Source organism: Ruegeria sp. BC6 (assembly GCF_056539185.1).
Window position 1 is genome coordinate 238156 of sequence record NZ_JBQFUM010000005.1, and the last position, 14725, is coordinate 252880.

A 14725-nucleotide genomic window follows, 5' to 3' on the forward strand; every position below is an offset into this window, starting at 1 on the left:
TGCTCCGCCAGCTTCAAGCACCGTTTGGCTGATGATCCGCCAACGGGCCTCGAACACTCAGCGTTTCAACAACAGAATAAAGAAGATCCCTCCCAAAAGACCCGAGACGACGCCAACGGGAATGTCCTCGGGGGCCATTGCGGTTCTGGCGACCACATCCGCCCAGAGCAAAAACAAACCACCCAGAATTGCCGACAGAGGAAGGACGCGTCGGTAGTCTCCGCCAACCAGGAACCGCACAATATGCGGAACCATAAGACCGACGAAGCCGATCATGCCCGAGAAGGCCACCATGACTCCGGTGATCAGCGCGCCAGCTGCAAAGACACCAAGCCGAAACTGCGCCACCGCAATGCCCAGCGAGCTTGCGGTTTCATCCCCGATGGTCATCGCATTCAGCCTGGCGGCCTGAAGCCAAAACCAGGTACCGCATGGCAGCAGGATCGCCAGCGGGTAGATCAGGTATGACCATTGAGCCAATCCCAACCCGCCCAACATCCAGAACACGACCGTATGAGCCGCCTTGGGATCGCCGAGGAAAATCAGAATGTTGGCGCCAGCCATGATGACGAAAGAAACCGCCACACCGGTCAGGACCAGGCGGTCCGCGCTTGTGGCGCCGGCCCAGCGGGCAACGTTCAGGACCGTCAGCGTGGCCGCCAGGGCGCCCAGAAACGCCGTGACCGGCACGGTCAGAAGCCCCAGAAACAAGCCGGTATGCATCAAGGCAACAATGGCTCCAAACGCGCCGCCGGCCGAAATGCCCAGCAGGTGCGGATCGGCCAGCGGGTTTCTTGTGACCGCCTGGAGGGTGGCCCCGACAATCGCCAGTCCGGCCCCGACCATGACGGCAAGCAAGGCGCGCGGAAAACGGATTTCCCAGATAATCGCGGCGCGGCCCTTTGACCATGTCGGCTCGTCCGAGGATAGGCCGGCTTCGTGCAGCAACACTCCCCAGACGGTCTTGGTGGGCACCGAAATGGCCCCCACCGAGATCGCAAAGGATAAGGACGCGACCAACACGACTAGTCCCACCAGCATCGCCGCCCAGAGCGGTAGTACCCGGCGCGCCCGCACTACGCGCATTTAGTTGCCGACCGAGGCAGCCGGGCCCCAAAAGCCATGGGCGAGCTTCCGAACCGCCTTGATGTTGCGCGGTCCGGGTGTGGCCTCGACATATTCCAGAACCACGAAACGATCGTTCTTGACCGCGTCCAGATCTGCAAACGCAGGATTATTGACCATGAAGTCCCGCTTCTGCTCGGCGGTGACGTCGCCATAATTGACGATCACAATGACTTCGGGGTTGCGATCGACGACTTCCTCCCAGGTGACGGTCGCCCAGCTTTTCTCGAAATCATCCATGATGTTGACGCCGCCTGCGGCCTCGATCAGAGCGGTCGGCATGGCATAGGGGCCGGCTGTGAACGGCGTATCCTCGCCGCTGTCGTAGACAAAGACACGCGGCGGTTCGCCCGAAGGATTCAGGCCAGAGGTGATCTCAGCAAGTTCGGCCTTGTACCCCTGAACCAGCTTTTGCGCCCTGTCTTCGACACCGAAGATACGACCGAGATTCAGCAGATCGTTGTACATGTCACCCATGCTGGCTTTGGGCTTGTCGCCAATGTGGATGCAGCTTTCAGTCAGTTCGTAGACTTTGATCCCGAAGGGCTCGAGCGTCTCCGGCGTCACCTCGCCACCCACTTTCATCCCGTAGTTCCAGCCTGCGAAATAGAAATCGGCATCTGCGCCGACCAGCACCTCTTTGCTAGGATATTTGGCCGACAGCTCGGGCAGTTGCTGCACTCCGGCGCGCATGTCTTCGTCCAACGTCTTCCAGCCGGAAATGCCGGTATATCCCACCATCCGGTCGGCCAGGCCCAGCACCAGCATCATTTCCGTCAGGTTCACGTCGTTCGAGATCGCCGCCTTGGGCGGTTCGTCAAAGGTGACGGTTCGATTGCAACTTTGCACGGCGGTTTCCGCGGTCGCGGTGTTGGCGGCCAAAGCAAGGCCCAGGGCCAGGGTGGTCGGTTTCATTCCAAGCTTCCTTCTGGTTGGGGATTGGGGAGTTGATAGGTCAGGTGAGGTTTGTGACTGAGGCTGAGCTGCTCTTGCCGGGCGGTGACTTCGAACGTGTCAGAGACCAGCCTGTCACTCAGCACTGTCTGGGGTGGGCCAAAGCCGCAGGGTCGACCGTTTTTCAGAACCAGAACATGGTCGCAGACGTCGGCGGCCAGGTTCAGGTCGTGCAGCGAGGTGACGATCGTCAGGTCGAGGTCCCGGATCAGCCGCAACACCTCTAGCTGGTTGCGGATGTCCAGGTGGTTGGTAGGCTCGTCCAGCACAAGAATCCGGGGCTCTTGGGCAAGGGCGCGGGCGACCATCACACGCTGACGCTCGCCGCCGGACAGAGTGGCCAGCCCACGGTCGGCAAACCCGTGCAGATCCATTCGGTGAAGCGCGGACTCGATGATCTGGTGGTCACGACTGCCGGGCGTGGACAGGCCTAACCGGTGCGGCACACGTCCCAACGCCACGACGTCGCGCACGGTCAGCGCGAAATCCGAGGGCTGCTCCTGCAGCACGGCGGCAACCTGACGCGCCAGCGCCCGGGGGGCCATTCTTTTGACGGACACGCCGTCCACCAGAATGTCGCCCGAGGACGGACGGTGATAGCCGTAGATCATCCGCAGAAGGGTTGTCTTGCCGGCACCGTTCGGCCCCACAACCCCCATGACCTGCCCGCGCATCAGCGCAAAACTGGTCTCGTGCAGCACCAACGGCGCTCGTTTTCGCGGCGCCCAGGTGACGGTATCCACCGACAGCAAAGGCGCGCTCATGAGGCGCAATCCGCATTTTCCGAAGACGCAGCCATCGCGGCTGGAATGCGGGCCAGCGTCGCGTGGCGAAGCCCGGCCGGGCGGTCGACCGAGCTGCACCATCCATCGCGCAACTGCTGGTACAGCCGGGCGAATTCCACCAATGCCCCGGTCTCTTCAGACGTCAGGCCGCCAAACAGGTAAGATGCCTTGCCCGGCGCGTGATAGGCGACGGTACAGGGTCGGGTGCACCCGGCCATGCAGGCCGCACCGGAAACGTCAAAACCTGCCAAACCGTCGTCTTCGGCCAGCGCGGCGCGCAATCGTCCGATCAGGTCAGGCCCGGGGCGTACGGCTGCGCTCTTGGGTCGGCAAGATAGGCAAACCGTGATGTGATGTGTTGATTGTCGGTTCATTTCGCCCTCCGCGAAATCGCGGGGCGGAAAGGGAACCAGTCATGTCAGCGGCGTAAGCCGAAAATGCCATCTTGGCCTCCTTCCGGGACACCCCGCCCGGGTTGAGTTGCGTTTGATGATGGCAGGTCTCCTGACTCGCGGTGTATGGCTTGCCCCGCCTTCCCAGACCTATCGGCCCAGTGGCATCCGGGGGTCGCACACCGCCTACAGTTGCGGGGGCAGTCACGGAATTGGCGTCAGAACGGCGCCGCACCGTATTCCCTTTTACCCGACCGCCGAAACGATCGGGAACCATCAGCGCAAATCTCATCCATGAGTCGGGTTGCACTGTCAACGACGTTCTGGGCGGGTGCGTAATGGAGGTATCCAGGCGACCCTTCGGCACCACCTGAGCGACAGACCGGGCCGCGAATCACGTCGTTTTGACCAACTGGATTAAGATAGCTCGGAAGGTCCCGAAACACGGCGGCGCAAGCGGGCTGACTGCCAAGCCTCCGTGAACGGCCTCGCCTTTTCCCTTTGAATGCAGAAGCCTATCGTTGGCAAGCGTACAAAATTTACGCGCGGAAAAATCATTGATTTATCCTGTGATTGATTCAAACATAAGAATTCGACACAACTTTAGCTTTACCTCCGTTGTTGTCGCTGTCGCCCGTTTCGTCGGGCCCTTCCGACTGCTGGAGTGAGTGCTGGCGGTCGGAAGGCATTTCACGAAGATCAGCGTTGGGAGGACGCGGTGCCCGGACTTAACGTACGAACCCTTCCTCGAAACTTCGCACCGGTTTTTGCCCATAACGTCATTGCGTCAGCACGCTTTGTTCACGGTCCCGGGGATCGGCAGAATATCTGTCTGCCAGCCATGTCATTGGCCGCAAGATCGGGGACCGCTTAGACGTGAGCGCGCAAAATAAGACCACCTATTCCAAAAGTATCAACAAATCTGTGAGGAGAAGAAAATGATTAACAAAGTCATGATGATTTCAGGCGCGACGTGTTTCGCACTGCTAGCGGCCTGCGACGACACCAGCACGTCTAGCGCACCTGCCGAACTGACACCCGCCCAACAGGCGTGTCTGCGAGACGTGGCCAAAACAACCAACAATTCGCAAGTCGTCGTGCTCTCATCCGCGTTCAGCGAGGCTGGAACACAAGTCACCGTTGGGGTTGGAGAGGATCGGGCTCCGTGGAATTGTATTGCCTACAGTGATGGCGCGACAGCTGGTATCGAGTTCCTCGGCGACGAAGGCGCGTTGTGACCCGTTTGATGCGTAGCCGAAATCGGCTGCGCAGCACTGGCTTGATACGCTGAGGTCCGGCTTGGTCTGCAGAATAACCATCATCGCGTTCGCGACCCTTTACCTGTTGGCGTTGTTTGCGTTTGTGACGGGCACGTTTGGCTGGTTCGGACAGGAGCGAGACCCATTGTCCGGCGTATTCCTTTTGCCGCTGGGTCTGCCTTGGGTCCTTGCGGTGGACCTTTTCTCAGAGTCGGCCAAACCGTGGCTCGCGGCGATTGCACCGGTGCTCAACCTGTTGGCACTGGTTTTGATATGCAGATGGGCACGTGGTTTGCGCCAGGAATGAAGGCGGAACTCTTTCCCGCAAAATGGGAGGAAAACATGGGAAAAGTGATCTTGGGGCTTGTGATCGGGCTCATCCTCGGCGTGGTTGGAGCGATGACCTTGGGCGGCGGGGCCGCGATGGGTGTCGGCGTTGCGACAGGCTTGTCCGCCGGTGTGTGCACCACATTGAAGGGAGCTCAGGCCGAGAACCTGATCACCGCCGAGCAAGCAGATCAGATCCTCAATCGCGTGAATTCCGAAATGGCGTCATTGCAAAGAATTGAAACGACTGACGAGATCGTCGGCAGCGCACAGGCATGCGACGAGTTTCTGGCAGAGTTGCGGGAAGCGCAGTGAGGTTTCTGCTCACCGGAAACATAACATTTACGATAGACCGACAGAGGACCTGCTTATGAAACGCAGTTTTTTGAACCTTCTAACTCCCGCCCTTGCAATCAGCGGAACAGCCGCCGTGGCCATGTCAGACGCCGATGACGCCTGTATCGACCATCTGCGGCAGGTCGGTGGTCCGGACGGTCAATCCGGCACGATCGAAAGCTCACAGTTCTCGGAAGCCGGCACGCTCGTCATGCTGCGTGACGCCGGCGGAACACTTTGGCGCTGCATCGCGTACAAGGATGGAAGCATTGGCGAGATGTCGGTTGTCGAGGCGATGGATGATGGTGGCGGAGCCATGGCCGGCGCTTCCGGGTCTACAGGTAGCCAGCGCGTCAAATTCGATGCCGGGTCCACCGGCGCCGAGCTCGTCGGCCAACTCGCACCAGGCGCATCGCAGCAATACGTTCTTGGCGCGAAAAACGAACAGTTTCTTTACGTCCGAGTTGCTCCGCAAAATGGCTCTTTGGACTACGTCATTCGCAACCCCGATGGGTCTGAATTGTTGGGATTGATGTCTGCGGACAAGGAGTATCGCGGACAGCTTTGGCAATCCGGAGATCATGTTGTCGAGGTCATCAACCGCAGCAACTCTGCCGTCGACTACAACGTCATTTTTGGAATTGAATAGGGGATCGCCCCGAAACCATGAAACGCATTTCCAAAAAATAGGAAAGCAGATGAACTCCAAGATCCTATTGGTGATCGGCGCGGTCAGTGTCTCTGTGCTTGCAGGATGCGGTGAAAGTGGCGGATCAGTGGAAGCAAGTGCACCAACCGTGGGCAGTTCCAGCGATCTGTCGTCATTTGAAGGCGCAAGAGCGGGTCAGGCTGAAATGGGCATTCAAAGTCTCGGGTTTGAACTCATCCGAAGCGAAGGGCTGACCTCGTACTGGTTCAACAAGGAGACCGGTGCCTGTGCTCGGATCACGACATCTGAGGGAAGATACTCGGACGTAGCGATGCTGCCGTCAGGTGACTGCTGACACGCATTCATCAATCCCAAATCTTCAAAAAGGAGCTTCAACTTGCATTTCGACCTGGCACATGCGGCGATAACCGTTGTCGCCTTGATCATTACCAACCTGGCCTTGAAATCGGCCGGCGTGATCAACGAAGAAAACAAACACCAATGGAACTGGAAAGTTGTTCTGGCCTACTTCGTGGTGGTCTTTATCATCAATCTGGTGTGGCCGATCTAAGGCTTCAGGGCGGCAAGCCAACCGCCGATCTGACCTGGTTACCGTGAACGCGCCTCTCGGCGGGACTGCCGGCAGGAAAAGCGTGAGCATCGCTGGCTGAAAACAGAAAGGAATACGCATGCGGTTTTTGACGTCCCTCATATTCATCGGTGTTCTGGCAACCGCGGCGAATTCTGACGTCACCAGTCGAAACGGTGGCCCAAGCAACAGCCAGATGCTCTCCAAGGGCAGCGATGGAGGCGTCGATGGCGTCGCTTTCTTTCGCCCAGTCCTAAGCGGGGTTTTGTATCGCTCTGGCTTCAAGGGCGGCGACAAGGGTCGAACGGGTCTGAGTGACGCTCAGCGCGAAACACTTTGCGATGAAGGGTTTTCAACCGGGTTTTACGCGGATTTCGGCAAAAACACCGAATACGGCCGCATCAGCTGTGGGGACGGAGCCTTTGACTATCAGAGCGCCAGATCGTCCCGACCTAGCACTGTCATGGCCACCATACACGAGGTGATTGAGAATCCTGGAAAGGGTCCTGTCCTGGTGCACTGTATGTGGGGCGTTCATTCCTCAGGCGCGTTGTCGGCAATGGCACTTGTTCAGTTTTGCGGTTGGACGGAAGAAAGGGCCAAGGAATATTGGAATGATGCCCGAAACGGGGCCCCATGTTCGGGCGGGTGTGACCAGTGGATTGACTCGAAATTCTCCAACTTCAGTGTCGATCCCAGTTTGAAGATCTCCGCCGAACAACAGGCTGCGATTTGCCCCAAATGACATCGGGAGGACTATCCAAATGAGATTCAATCTTCTGGGGTCACTGGCTCTCATTGCACCCACAGCCTTGTGGGCGAGCGACGATGTTCGAGGAGAAGCCACGACATTTGATAGTCCCAATGGTGTTACGGAACGCTGCATTCGGATCGAAAAAGTCCCAACGGGCGAGTACAAGAACAGCGATCTTGAGGAAGAAACTGCCTATTGCGAGATCGATTTCTATGCGCCCGAAATCGCCATTTGCCCAAAAACCTGGAGCACCAGCCCAGGGATGGCCGTCTACGATATTTCGGAAGGACCCTACGTGGGGAACCGCTCTGAGTTCGAGAGAAACGCTTGCAAGGAGGGCAAGTCGGCAAAAGAACTGGCCAAGGGCAGAGCGGCCAAATTCAAATCCACCATGAACCAGAAGGGTACAAGCGGAACGTTTTCCACCTCGTCGCTGCTCTACTACCATTTCTCAAGGTATTTCGACGCGACGGTGAAAGTTCCGGTGGCGGTCTGGCGCAGCATGGACGCTCAGGCGCATCTTACCGAGGTTGCAGAGCCCGGCCTTGCGATTTCCGGTGGCTCTCATGGCGGGCGCATGAACCATGAAGGCTGGCGGGTCTTCGTGGCTGCGGATGCCGACCCGAACTCGTACCAACCGACGGATGATCTGTTCACCGCGGATCGAAAGCAGATTTACGGTGTCCTGCTTGATAGCCCCGGTCATCGCTACGGCTCGGAAATCAACGGCACCCGCAAGTCCGGTTGGGGCAAAGGCCAAAATCGCGATTTTCAGGAAACACCCGCTTTCCTGGCATTGCGGTCGTCAAAACCCTTGCCCGAGGCCATTGCAGAGGGTGTCAGGGAAGGCCGAAAGGACCGGCAGATCAATAAGGACCTCGGGCCCGATGTCAGCGACCAGCAGATGGCATTCTGGATGCAGGAGCTTACCGAGATTGTTCTGCTCGACTTCATCTTCAGCCAGCAGGACCGTGTGGGAAATATAGATTTCACGCCCTACTGGTATTGGGTCGAAGACGGAAAACTCAAACACAAGAAAACGAAGCACCATCAGCCGAATGATGGAGACGTTCCCGCCGATGCGATATTGATCCGTCGCAGCAATCTGAACGATAACGATGCCGGTGGGCGGGTCGAATATGCCAACTTCGCCAAGTCCACTCAGATGCTGGAAAAAATGCGGCACTTCTCGCCAAGCACGTACAGGCGCCTGGTTGCGTTGAACAGTGACCTTCAAACGCAAGGCCCGGTTTACGGCTGGTTGTCACAAAGCTTTGGGCTGTCGGACCGTCAGATTGCGCAGGTCGTCAAAAACACCGCGTTGGCAACATCCATCCTCAAGAGCAATTGCTCAAATGGCGATCTGGTGTTTGATTTGGACCCTGTCGCATTCCTTTTGAACAAAACGACCGAGGCGGAAGGCCTGGACTGCAATGATCCGTAAGCGTTCGATCACTGTCGCGGCGTTCGTTTGGACGGTCGTGCTCGCCTGCAGAGCGGTCGCTTTGGATGTGATCGTCATATCGGATCTGAACGGCAGCTATGGCTCGGTCAGATACGATGCCCGCATCGAAAAGGCAATCAAGCGGATAATTGAGATTGATCCCGATCTGGTGATTTCGACGGGCGATATGGTCGCCGGGCAACGCATCCCAAACCTTTCAGACAAGCAGGTCAGAGAGATGTGGAAGGCGTTTCACAAGGCGGTGTCCGACCCGCTGGAGGCTGCCGGAATTCCATTTGCGGTCACGCCGGGCAACCATGATGCCTCGGCCTATCGCGGGTTCGAGCGCGAGAGAAAAATTTATGCCGAGGAATGGGGCCCCAGAAAACCAGACGTCAACTTCCTGATGTCGGATGACTATCCGTTCTTCTACGCGTTTGAAATGCAGGGGATAACCTTTGCGTCTTTGGATGCCACGACCCTTGGGCCACTATCCGGCGATCAGCAGGACCAACTTGTGCAACTTGGGGCTGGTGGAGACCCGATTGTCACGTTCAGCCACCTCCCGCTGTGGCCATTTGCGATCCAGCGCGAACGCGAAATCATCGGTGACCCGACGCTTGAAAAAATCTACCTGCAAAGCGGCGTCGTTCTGCACCTGTCTGGCCACCATCATGCCTTCTACCCTGGCTGGAAAGACGGCGTGGCCTATGTTTCGCAAGCTTGCTTGGGTGGTGGCCCGCGGCGGCTAATCGGTGATCGCGCCAGATCACCTCACAGTTTCACACATGTCACCTTCCAGCCGAACGGAGAGTTTGGGATAGCAGTATATCGAGGACCGGATTTCGAAAGGTCTGTCGACTTCAAGTCGCTCCCGACAGAGATCAGATCCCCGAATGCGGTGTTGAAACGTTTAGACCTTGTGAAATGACTAGAAGCTAAGTTTCAACTCGACTTTTTCAGGGACCAAATCGTTTATCATCTCTTCGATGCGGGCTTCGGAAAGCCCACCCGAGGTAATGAAAAGCAATGAAATTCGGGATTTGCCGGGAACATGGTGTTTTCTGATCAGCTTCCAGCCGGCGTCTGCGGCCATGGCTTCAATGGCGCTGCTGACGTTCAATGAGTGCTCCTCGTCCGAAGCCTTAAGCGATATTTCAACGCCCTTGTTTCGCCCTCCGAGCCAAATGAAACACCAACAGACAACCGCCACCAATGTGGCCATCAGCGGCAGGCCCAACCCGACCGCAAGCCCAAGAACGGTTACGACGATCAATTCGACAGTGTCTATCGGATCATCCAAATTGGAGCGAAACCTGAGCAACGCTCCGATGCCGAAGATAACGAACCCGATCATTGACCCGTGTTGGACGACCAGGAACCCCACCGCCATGCCGATCAGCGCATAGAGGAAGAAGAGCCTGGGCATGACGATGTCGCCGACACTTCTACGGGCTTTGCGCCGCACCGGATGATAGACGATCAAGCCGGCCAGAATGATCGTGACCAGTACATCAAGAGAAAAGAAATACAGTTCCTGCTTGCCGCGAAACTGCGTCCATCTGCGTTCGATCAGAATTTCCGATTCCGACGCCCCGGCTAGCATCGTCGCCGGGTCGATTTGCGACATCGCGGCACCGGGCAACAGCAGCATCAACAACACAGTCACAAACGGGAAAATCGTATGCAATTCATCTTCCTTCCTGCTTGCGCCCAGACAGTGCCCGTCACAAGTGAATCCCAACAAGCAGGATCAGGTAAAGAGTTCAAAGCGCATTCTTCCGACATCGCATACAAGTTGTGATACGAATGCGATAAAGGGGTGTGTCACACACACGAGAAAATCGAAGGGCAGAAAGCACGTGTTTCCGTCAAAACCTCAAGTTTCACGGCGCTTGTGCCTATTTGGAAGACCCGCTCTTGCGGCCAGCTTCCTCGCGGCAGCGTTTTTGCCTTGGTCTGGCTCTGCCTATGCAAAAAGTGCTGATCTGGTTCTGGTCGATAGATTCAAGGTGGCGGACAAATCAAGGGGATTTTCCGAACCTTCTGGTTTGTCGCTGTCCCACACTGAAGGCTTTCTTTGGTCTGTAAGCGACGCTGAGCCGAAACTGCACCTACTTGGAATAGACGGAGATTTGGGAAACTCCTTCCAATTGCCGCCTTTGACCGGATCAGATTTGGAGGGCGTCGCGTCGCGAAAAGACGGGTCGGTTTTGCTCCTTCAGGAAACCGATCGATCGATATTGGTCGTTCACCCAACCGACCCTATCCAACTGACAAGGGTCCCACTTGCGTCCCTCAAGGGGTACCCGGCCGCTGCCGAACTGCTTGTCGGCAACCCGCTGAACAAGGGGCCTGAGGGCATCACCGTCGACCCGGACACTGGGCGAGTATTCGTTGTCATTGAAGGACAACCGCGTCTGTTGCTGGTCGTGTCACCGGACCTGACTGAAATTCAGGAAGTCATCCCTTTGGATCGTGGATCTGGTTTTGTCTCGGATCGCGTGAATGACGATGAACTGGATGTAAGCGGTTTGGCTTGGTCCGTGTCGGGTGTGCTGTGGATTCTCAGCGACAAGGGTCGCCAGATCTTTTTGTACGATCCAGAGACGAGAACAGCAGATGCGATCGAACTGACGTATATGAAAAATGGAGACCGAAAGGTCGTGAAGCACCCCGAAGGGATCGCCTTGGATGAGGCCAAAGGGCTTCTCTACATCCTCACGGACGATGCCGAGAAATCGCGCCTGTACGTTTTCAATATTCCTGAGCTTTGATCGCTACTGTACGGAACTCACCCCATAGGTATGACTTAGCCAAGAAAGCCCGCATTGGGTCCAACTTCCTTGATCCGCGCCACTCAGAACCGCTCCCAGGCCACGTTTTTTGGCCGTAGGAGCGTCCCGAGCAAAACTGCCGTCAGTTGAGCCGGTTCAGCCGTCTTGCGAAGCGACTAGAAATCCAGGTTTTCCACGCTCAGCGCGTTTTTCTGGATGAATTCACGGCGCGGCTCGACCACGTCGCCCATAAGCTTGGTGAACAAGTCATCGGCCTCGACCATGTCATCGACACGCACCTGCAGCAATGTCCGCGCATCCGGATCCAGCGTAGTTTCCCACAGCTGATCGGGGTTCATCTCACCCAGGCCCTTGTAGCGCTGGAGCGACAGGCCTTTTTCGCCCTCTTCCAAAATGGCGCGCAGCAGATCCAACGGGCCGTGGATGACCTGCGACCGGTCGCGGCGGACCAATGTGGCCGGCAGGTTGTAGACGTCCTGCAGGCTCTGGGTAAAGCTGCCTGTCTTGCGTGCCTCGCCGGAACGCAGCATCGGACCGTCCAGCGTGCGGACTTCCTCGACGCCGCGCAGGATGCGCGCCAGTCTGATACCGTGATCCTGAGTGATCCGGCCCTGCCAGCCGCGCTCGTATTCCAGCGCAATCAGGTCCAGCCGCGCCGCGACCTTGTCGGCCACGCCCTGCAGGTCGGCATCCACCGCCCCGGGCACAAAGGCCCCGGCAACGGCGGCCTGTTCAAGGATGTGCCGCGGGTAATGCGTCGGGAAGGCATCCAACACGCGCTTGAGCTGACGCGCCTCGTCCACCACACGGGTCAGATCCTGACCCACGATCTCTTCACCCGAGCCCAACTTGAGCACGGCGCCCTCGACACCCTGGTTGATCAGATAGTCGTCAAGCGCCGCCTGATCCTTCAGGTAAACCTCTGACTTTCCTCGTGAAACCTTGTACAGCGGCGGCTGCGCGATGTAGAGATATCCACCCTCGATCAACTCGGGCATCTGGCGGTAGAAGAACGTCAGCAACAGGGTCCGGATATGTGCACCGTCCACGTCAGCATCGGTCATGATGACGATCTTGTGGTAGCGCAGCTTCGAGATATCGAACTCGTCCCGGCCGATACCGGTGCCAAGCGCCATCACAAGGTTGCCGATTTCCTGGCTGGACAGCATTCGGTCGAACCGCGCACGTTCGACGTTCAGAATCTTGCCGCGCAAAGGTAGAACCGCCTGCGTCAGACGATCGCGACCGGTCTGCGCCGATCCGCCGGCCGAGTCCCCCTCGACAAGGAAAACTTCGCTTTTGGCCGGGTCCTTCTCAGAGCAATCCTTGAGCTTGCCGGCCAGATAGTTGACGTCCATCGCCGTCTTGCGTCGGGTCAGTTCGCGGGCTTTCCTCGCCGCTTCGCGCGCCAAGGCGGCCTCGATGATCTTGCCGACGATGGTCTTGGCCTCGTTGGGGTTCTCCTCGAACCACTCGGCCAGCTTCTCGTTCATCAACCCTTCGACAGCCGGTCGCACTTCCGAGCTGACAAGCTTGTCCTTGGTCTGGCTGGAAAACTTCGGGTCAGGAACTTTGACGGACAGCACGCAGGTCAGGCCTTCGCGCGCATCATCGCCGGTGAAGCTGACCTTTTCCTTTTTCGCGATCCCGCTGGACTGTGCGTAGTTGTTGATCGTGCGGGTCAGCGCCCCACGGAAGCCAGCGACATGCGTGCCGCCATCCCGCTGGGGGATGTTGTTGGTAAATGGCAGGACTGTTTCGTGATAGCTGTCGTTCCACCACATCGCGATCTCGACCCCGATATCGTCGCGCTCGCCCTTGATATAGATGGGCTCGGGCATGGCCGGAGTTTTCGACCGGTCGAGGTATTTCACGAATTCCTTGACGCCGCCCTCGTAGAACAGTTCGGTCTCAAGCCGCTCGGCCGGCCGCTCGTCAATCAGGATGATCCGAACGCCCGAGTTCAGGAAGGCCAGTTCGCGCAACCGCTTCTCCAGCGTCTCAAACGAATACTCAAGGTTCGAGAACGTATTGGTCGAAGCCAGGAACCGCACCTCGGTCCCGGTCCGGTCGCCGCATTCGCCGACCACTTTCAGATGCTCCGAGGTTTCGCCGCCTTCAAACCGGGCGAAATGCTCTTTGCCGTTGCGCCAGATGCGCAGCTCCAGCCAATCGGACAGGGCGTTCACCACCGACACACCCACGCCGTGCAGACCGCCCGACACCTTGTACGAGTTCGAGTCGAATTTCCCGCCGGCGTGCAGCTGGGTCATGATGACCTCGGCCGCCGAGACGCCTTCTTCGGGGTGGATATCCACCGGAATCCCGCGACCATTGTCGCTGACCGAGACGCTGGAATCGGCATGAATCTTGACGGTCACATGGTCGGCGTGACCGGCCAGAGCCTCGTCAATGCCGTTGTCCACGACCTCGTACACCATGTGGTGCAGACCGGACCCGTCGTCGGTGTCGCCGATATACATTCCGGGGCGTTTGCGGACAGCCTCCAACCCCTTGAGAACCTTGATGGAATCTGCGCCGTATTCCTGATTTGCCTGTGCGTCTTCGGACATGCCGTCAGTACCTATATTATTTTGGTAACTTATACGTTCTCTGGTGGGGAATGTCACGTCTTCCCCCCAGATTTTGTGCCGGTTCTTTCGGGCGCAGGCCGAGCTGATCGACCGACCTCAGACGGTCACAATCTATCCAGATCGGCGGCGATATCAGCAGCGATTTGGCGGGCATCGACATCGCCGCGCTCGGCCGACAGGCGCAGGCCCAACAAGTCGGACTGGTAGCGCGCCGCCAGCCGTTCGGGATCATGGTCGGCACCGATCTGCCCCCGCGCCTGCGCCTGCCGGAACAGATCGGCGAAACAGGTTTTCATTCGCGACAGATGGGTCGCGGCCAGTTGCGCCAGATCGTGGTCCTTTGCGCTCAACTCGGCATAGGTCTTGGCCAGCATGCAGGCCTTTGCGGGCGCGTTGGCAGCCTCGACAACCAAACGCGGCTGGGTCTTGAGCGCACCCAGCGGCCCCGACTCCCGGGCCAGAGCCTCAAGCCGCGCGATACCTTCATCCGCATAGCGTTCCAGCGTCAGGGCATACAAGGCGTCCTTGGACCCGAAGGCGGCGTAAAAGCTGCCTGGCTTCAACTTCAGCGCACGCTCGAGATCCTTCAGGGACGTGCCCGCCCAGCCCTGACGCCAGAACAGGTCTCGGGCCTGCGCGATCAGCGCGTCGCGGTCATAGGCAGGTTTGCGGGGCATGTGATCACCAATTCTTGAACGATTACTCAAATATATACTTGA

At 58.0% G+C, this 14725-nt stretch carries 16 protein-coding genes and 1 riboswitch; of the genes, 9 read left to right on the forward strand and 7 right to left on the reverse strand.

The window, feature by feature from the left end; genetic code table 11:
• Positions 1–57: 57 nt before the first annotated feature.
• From ACR0MM_RS15695 to ACR0MM_RS15710, 4 genes are read right to left on the reverse strand one after another with little or no spacing between them, the layout of a single operon-like run.
• Positions 58–1086 carry a FecCD family ABC transporter permease gene (locus tag ACR0MM_RS15695; protein WP_480697234.1) on the reverse strand — a complete coding sequence of 343 codons (1029 nt, stop codon included), beginning with the start codon at positions 1084–1086 and terminating at the stop codon, positions 58–60.
• Entirely contained in the window at positions 1087–2040 is a 954-nt protein-coding gene (locus ACR0MM_RS15700; RefSeq protein WP_480697236.1) for an ABC transporter substrate-binding protein, read from the reverse strand. It lies immediately after the preceding gene.
• Positions 2037–2843, reverse strand: a complete 807-nt coding sequence (locus ACR0MM_RS15705; RefSeq protein WP_480697238.1) for an ABC transporter ATP-binding protein — start codon at positions 2841–2843, stop codon at positions 2037–2039. Before ACR0MM_RS15705 ends, ACR0MM_RS15700 begins: the two co-directional genes overlap by 4 nt.
• Positions 2840–3238, reverse strand: a complete 399-nt coding sequence (locus tag ACR0MM_RS15710; protein WP_170448608.1) for a DUF1636 family protein — start codon at positions 3236–3238, stop codon at positions 2840–2842. The genes ACR0MM_RS15705 and ACR0MM_RS15710 overlap by 4 nt, the downstream gene beginning before the upstream one ends.
• A gap of 103 nt (positions 3239–3341) precedes the next feature.
• A riboswitch (cobalamin riboswitch) is annotated at positions 3342–3549 on the reverse strand.
• A 645-nt stretch (positions 3550–4194) separates the two neighbouring features.
• Here ACR0MM_RS15710 and ACR0MM_RS15715 point away from each other — a divergent pair.
• From ACR0MM_RS15715 to ACR0MM_RS15750, 8 genes are all read left to right on the forward strand, one after another.
• Entirely contained in the window at positions 4195–4494 is a 300-nt protein-coding gene (locus ACR0MM_RS15715) for a hypothetical protein (protein WP_170343100.1), read from the forward strand.
• A 243-nt stretch (positions 4495–4737) separates the two neighbouring features.
• Positions 4738–5157: a hypothetical protein gene (locus tag ACR0MM_RS15720; protein ID WP_480697240.1), complete on the forward strand. Its 420-nt coding sequence runs from the start codon at positions 4738–4740 to the stop codon at positions 5155–5157.
• Between the two features lie 55 nt (positions 5158–5212).
• Complete coding sequence (locus ACR0MM_RS15725; protein ID WP_480697242.1) at positions 5213–5827, forward strand: hypothetical protein; 615 nt, start codon at positions 5213–5215, stop codon at positions 5825–5827.
• Positions 5828–5876: 49 nt separating this feature from the next.
• Positions 5877–6182, forward strand: coding sequence for a hypothetical protein (locus tag ACR0MM_RS15730; RefSeq protein WP_093963599.1), 306 nt, complete (start codon positions 5877–5879; stop codon positions 6180–6182).
• A gap of 42 nt (positions 6183–6224) precedes the next feature.
• A complete protein-coding gene (locus ACR0MM_RS15735; protein ID WP_170359951.1) occupies positions 6225–6398 on the forward strand; it encodes a hypothetical protein in 174 nt (57 codons plus the stop codon).
• Between the two features lie 118 nt (positions 6399–6516).
• On the forward strand, positions 6517–7161 hold the full coding sequence (locus tag ACR0MM_RS15740; RefSeq protein WP_480697244.1) for a hypothetical protein: 645 nt from the start codon (positions 6517–6519) through the stop codon (positions 7159–7161).
• 19 nt (positions 7162–7180) lie between these two features.
• On the forward strand, positions 7181–8614 hold the full coding sequence (locus tag ACR0MM_RS15745) for a hypothetical protein (RefSeq protein ID WP_480697246.1): 1434 nt from the start codon (positions 7181–7183) through the stop codon (positions 8612–8614).
• Positions 8604–9545 carry a metallophosphoesterase family protein gene (locus ACR0MM_RS15750; protein WP_480697248.1) on the forward strand — a complete coding sequence of 314 codons (942 nt, stop codon included), beginning with the start codon at positions 8604–8606 and terminating at the stop codon, positions 9543–9545. Before ACR0MM_RS15745 ends, ACR0MM_RS15750 begins: the two co-directional genes overlap by 11 nt.
• Here ACR0MM_RS15750 and ACR0MM_RS15755 read toward each other — a convergent pair whose 3' ends face one another.
• Positions 9546–10268 carry a DUF4956 domain-containing protein gene (locus tag ACR0MM_RS15755; RefSeq protein WP_480697250.1) on the reverse strand — a complete coding sequence of 241 codons (723 nt, stop codon included), beginning with the start codon at positions 10266–10268 and terminating at the stop codon, positions 9546–9548.
• Positions 10269–10476: 208 nt separating this feature from the next.
• On the opposite strand from ACR0MM_RS15755, the gene ACR0MM_RS15760 reads away from it, so the two are divergent.
• Positions 10477–11391, forward strand: a complete 915-nt coding sequence (locus tag ACR0MM_RS15760; RefSeq protein ID WP_480697252.1) for an SdiA-regulated domain-containing protein — start codon at positions 10477–10479, stop codon at positions 11389–11391.
• 176 nt (positions 11392–11567) lie between these two features.
• Here the strand turns inward: ACR0MM_RS15760 and gyrB are convergent, their stop codons facing one another.
• Together gyrB and ACR0MM_RS15770 are read right to left on the reverse strand one after the other, a co-directional pair.
• Positions 11568–13985 carry a DNA topoisomerase (ATP-hydrolyzing) subunit B gene (gene gyrB, locus ACR0MM_RS15765; RefSeq protein ID WP_170342384.1) on the reverse strand — a complete coding sequence of 806 codons (2418 nt, stop codon included), beginning with the start codon at positions 13983–13985 and terminating at the stop codon, positions 11568–11570.
• 125 nt (positions 13986–14110) lie between these two features.
• Positions 14111–14683 carry a TetR/AcrR family transcriptional regulator gene (locus tag ACR0MM_RS15770; RefSeq protein WP_170452142.1) on the reverse strand — a complete coding sequence of 191 codons (573 nt, stop codon included), beginning with the start codon at positions 14681–14683 and terminating at the stop codon, positions 14111–14113.
• Between the last annotated feature and the right edge of the window lie 42 nt (positions 14684–14725).

Bases quoted from the DNA above. Each gene is read 5' to 3' on its own strand.
- ACR0MM_RS15695 (WP_480697234.1), bottom strand. From the start codon at position 1,086: ATGCGCGTAGTGCGGGCGCGCCGGGTACTACCGCTCTGGGCGGCGATG.
- ACR0MM_RS15700 (WP_480697236.1), bottom strand. From the start codon at position 2,040: ATGAAACCGACCACCCTGGCCCTGGGCCTTGCTTTGGCCGCCAACACC.
- ACR0MM_RS15705 (WP_480697238.1), bottom strand. From the start codon at position 2,843: ATGAGCGCGCCTTTGCTGTCGGTGGATACCGTCACCTGGGCGCCGCGA.
- ACR0MM_RS15710 (WP_170448608.1), bottom strand. From the start codon at position 3,238: ATGAACCGACAATCAACACATCACATCACGGTTTGCCTATCTTGCCGA.
- ACR0MM_RS15715 (WP_170343100.1), top strand. From the start codon at position 4,195: ATGATTAACAAAGTCATGATGATTTCAGGCGCGACGTGTTTCGCACTG.
- ACR0MM_RS15725 (WP_480697242.1), top strand. From the start codon at position 5,213: ATGAAACGCAGTTTTTTGAACCTTCTAACTCCCGCCCTTGCAATCAGC.
- ACR0MM_RS15730 (WP_093963599.1), top strand. From the start codon at position 5,877: ATGAACTCCAAGATCCTATTGGTGATCGGCGCGGTCAGTGTCTCTGTG.
- ACR0MM_RS15740 (WP_480697244.1), top strand. From the start codon at position 6,517: ATGCGGTTTTTGACGTCCCTCATATTCATCGGTGTTCTGGCAACCGCG.
- ACR0MM_RS15745 (WP_480697246.1), top strand. From the start codon at position 7,181: ATGAGATTCAATCTTCTGGGGTCACTGGCTCTCATTGCACCCACAGCC.
- ACR0MM_RS15750 (WP_480697248.1), top strand. From the start codon at position 8,604: ATGATCCGTAAGCGTTCGATCACTGTCGCGGCGTTCGTTTGGACGGTC.
- ACR0MM_RS15755 (WP_480697250.1), bottom strand. From the start codon at position 10,268: ATGCTGCTGTTGCCCGGTGCCGCGATGTCGCAAATCGACCCGGCGACG.
- gyrB (WP_170342384.1), bottom strand. From the start codon at position 13,985: ATGTCCGAAGACGCACAGGCAAATCAGGAATACGGCGCAGATTCCATC.
- ACR0MM_RS15770 (WP_170452142.1), bottom strand. From the start codon at position 14,683: ATGCCCCGCAAACCTGCCTATGACCGCGACGCGCTGATCGCGCAGGCC.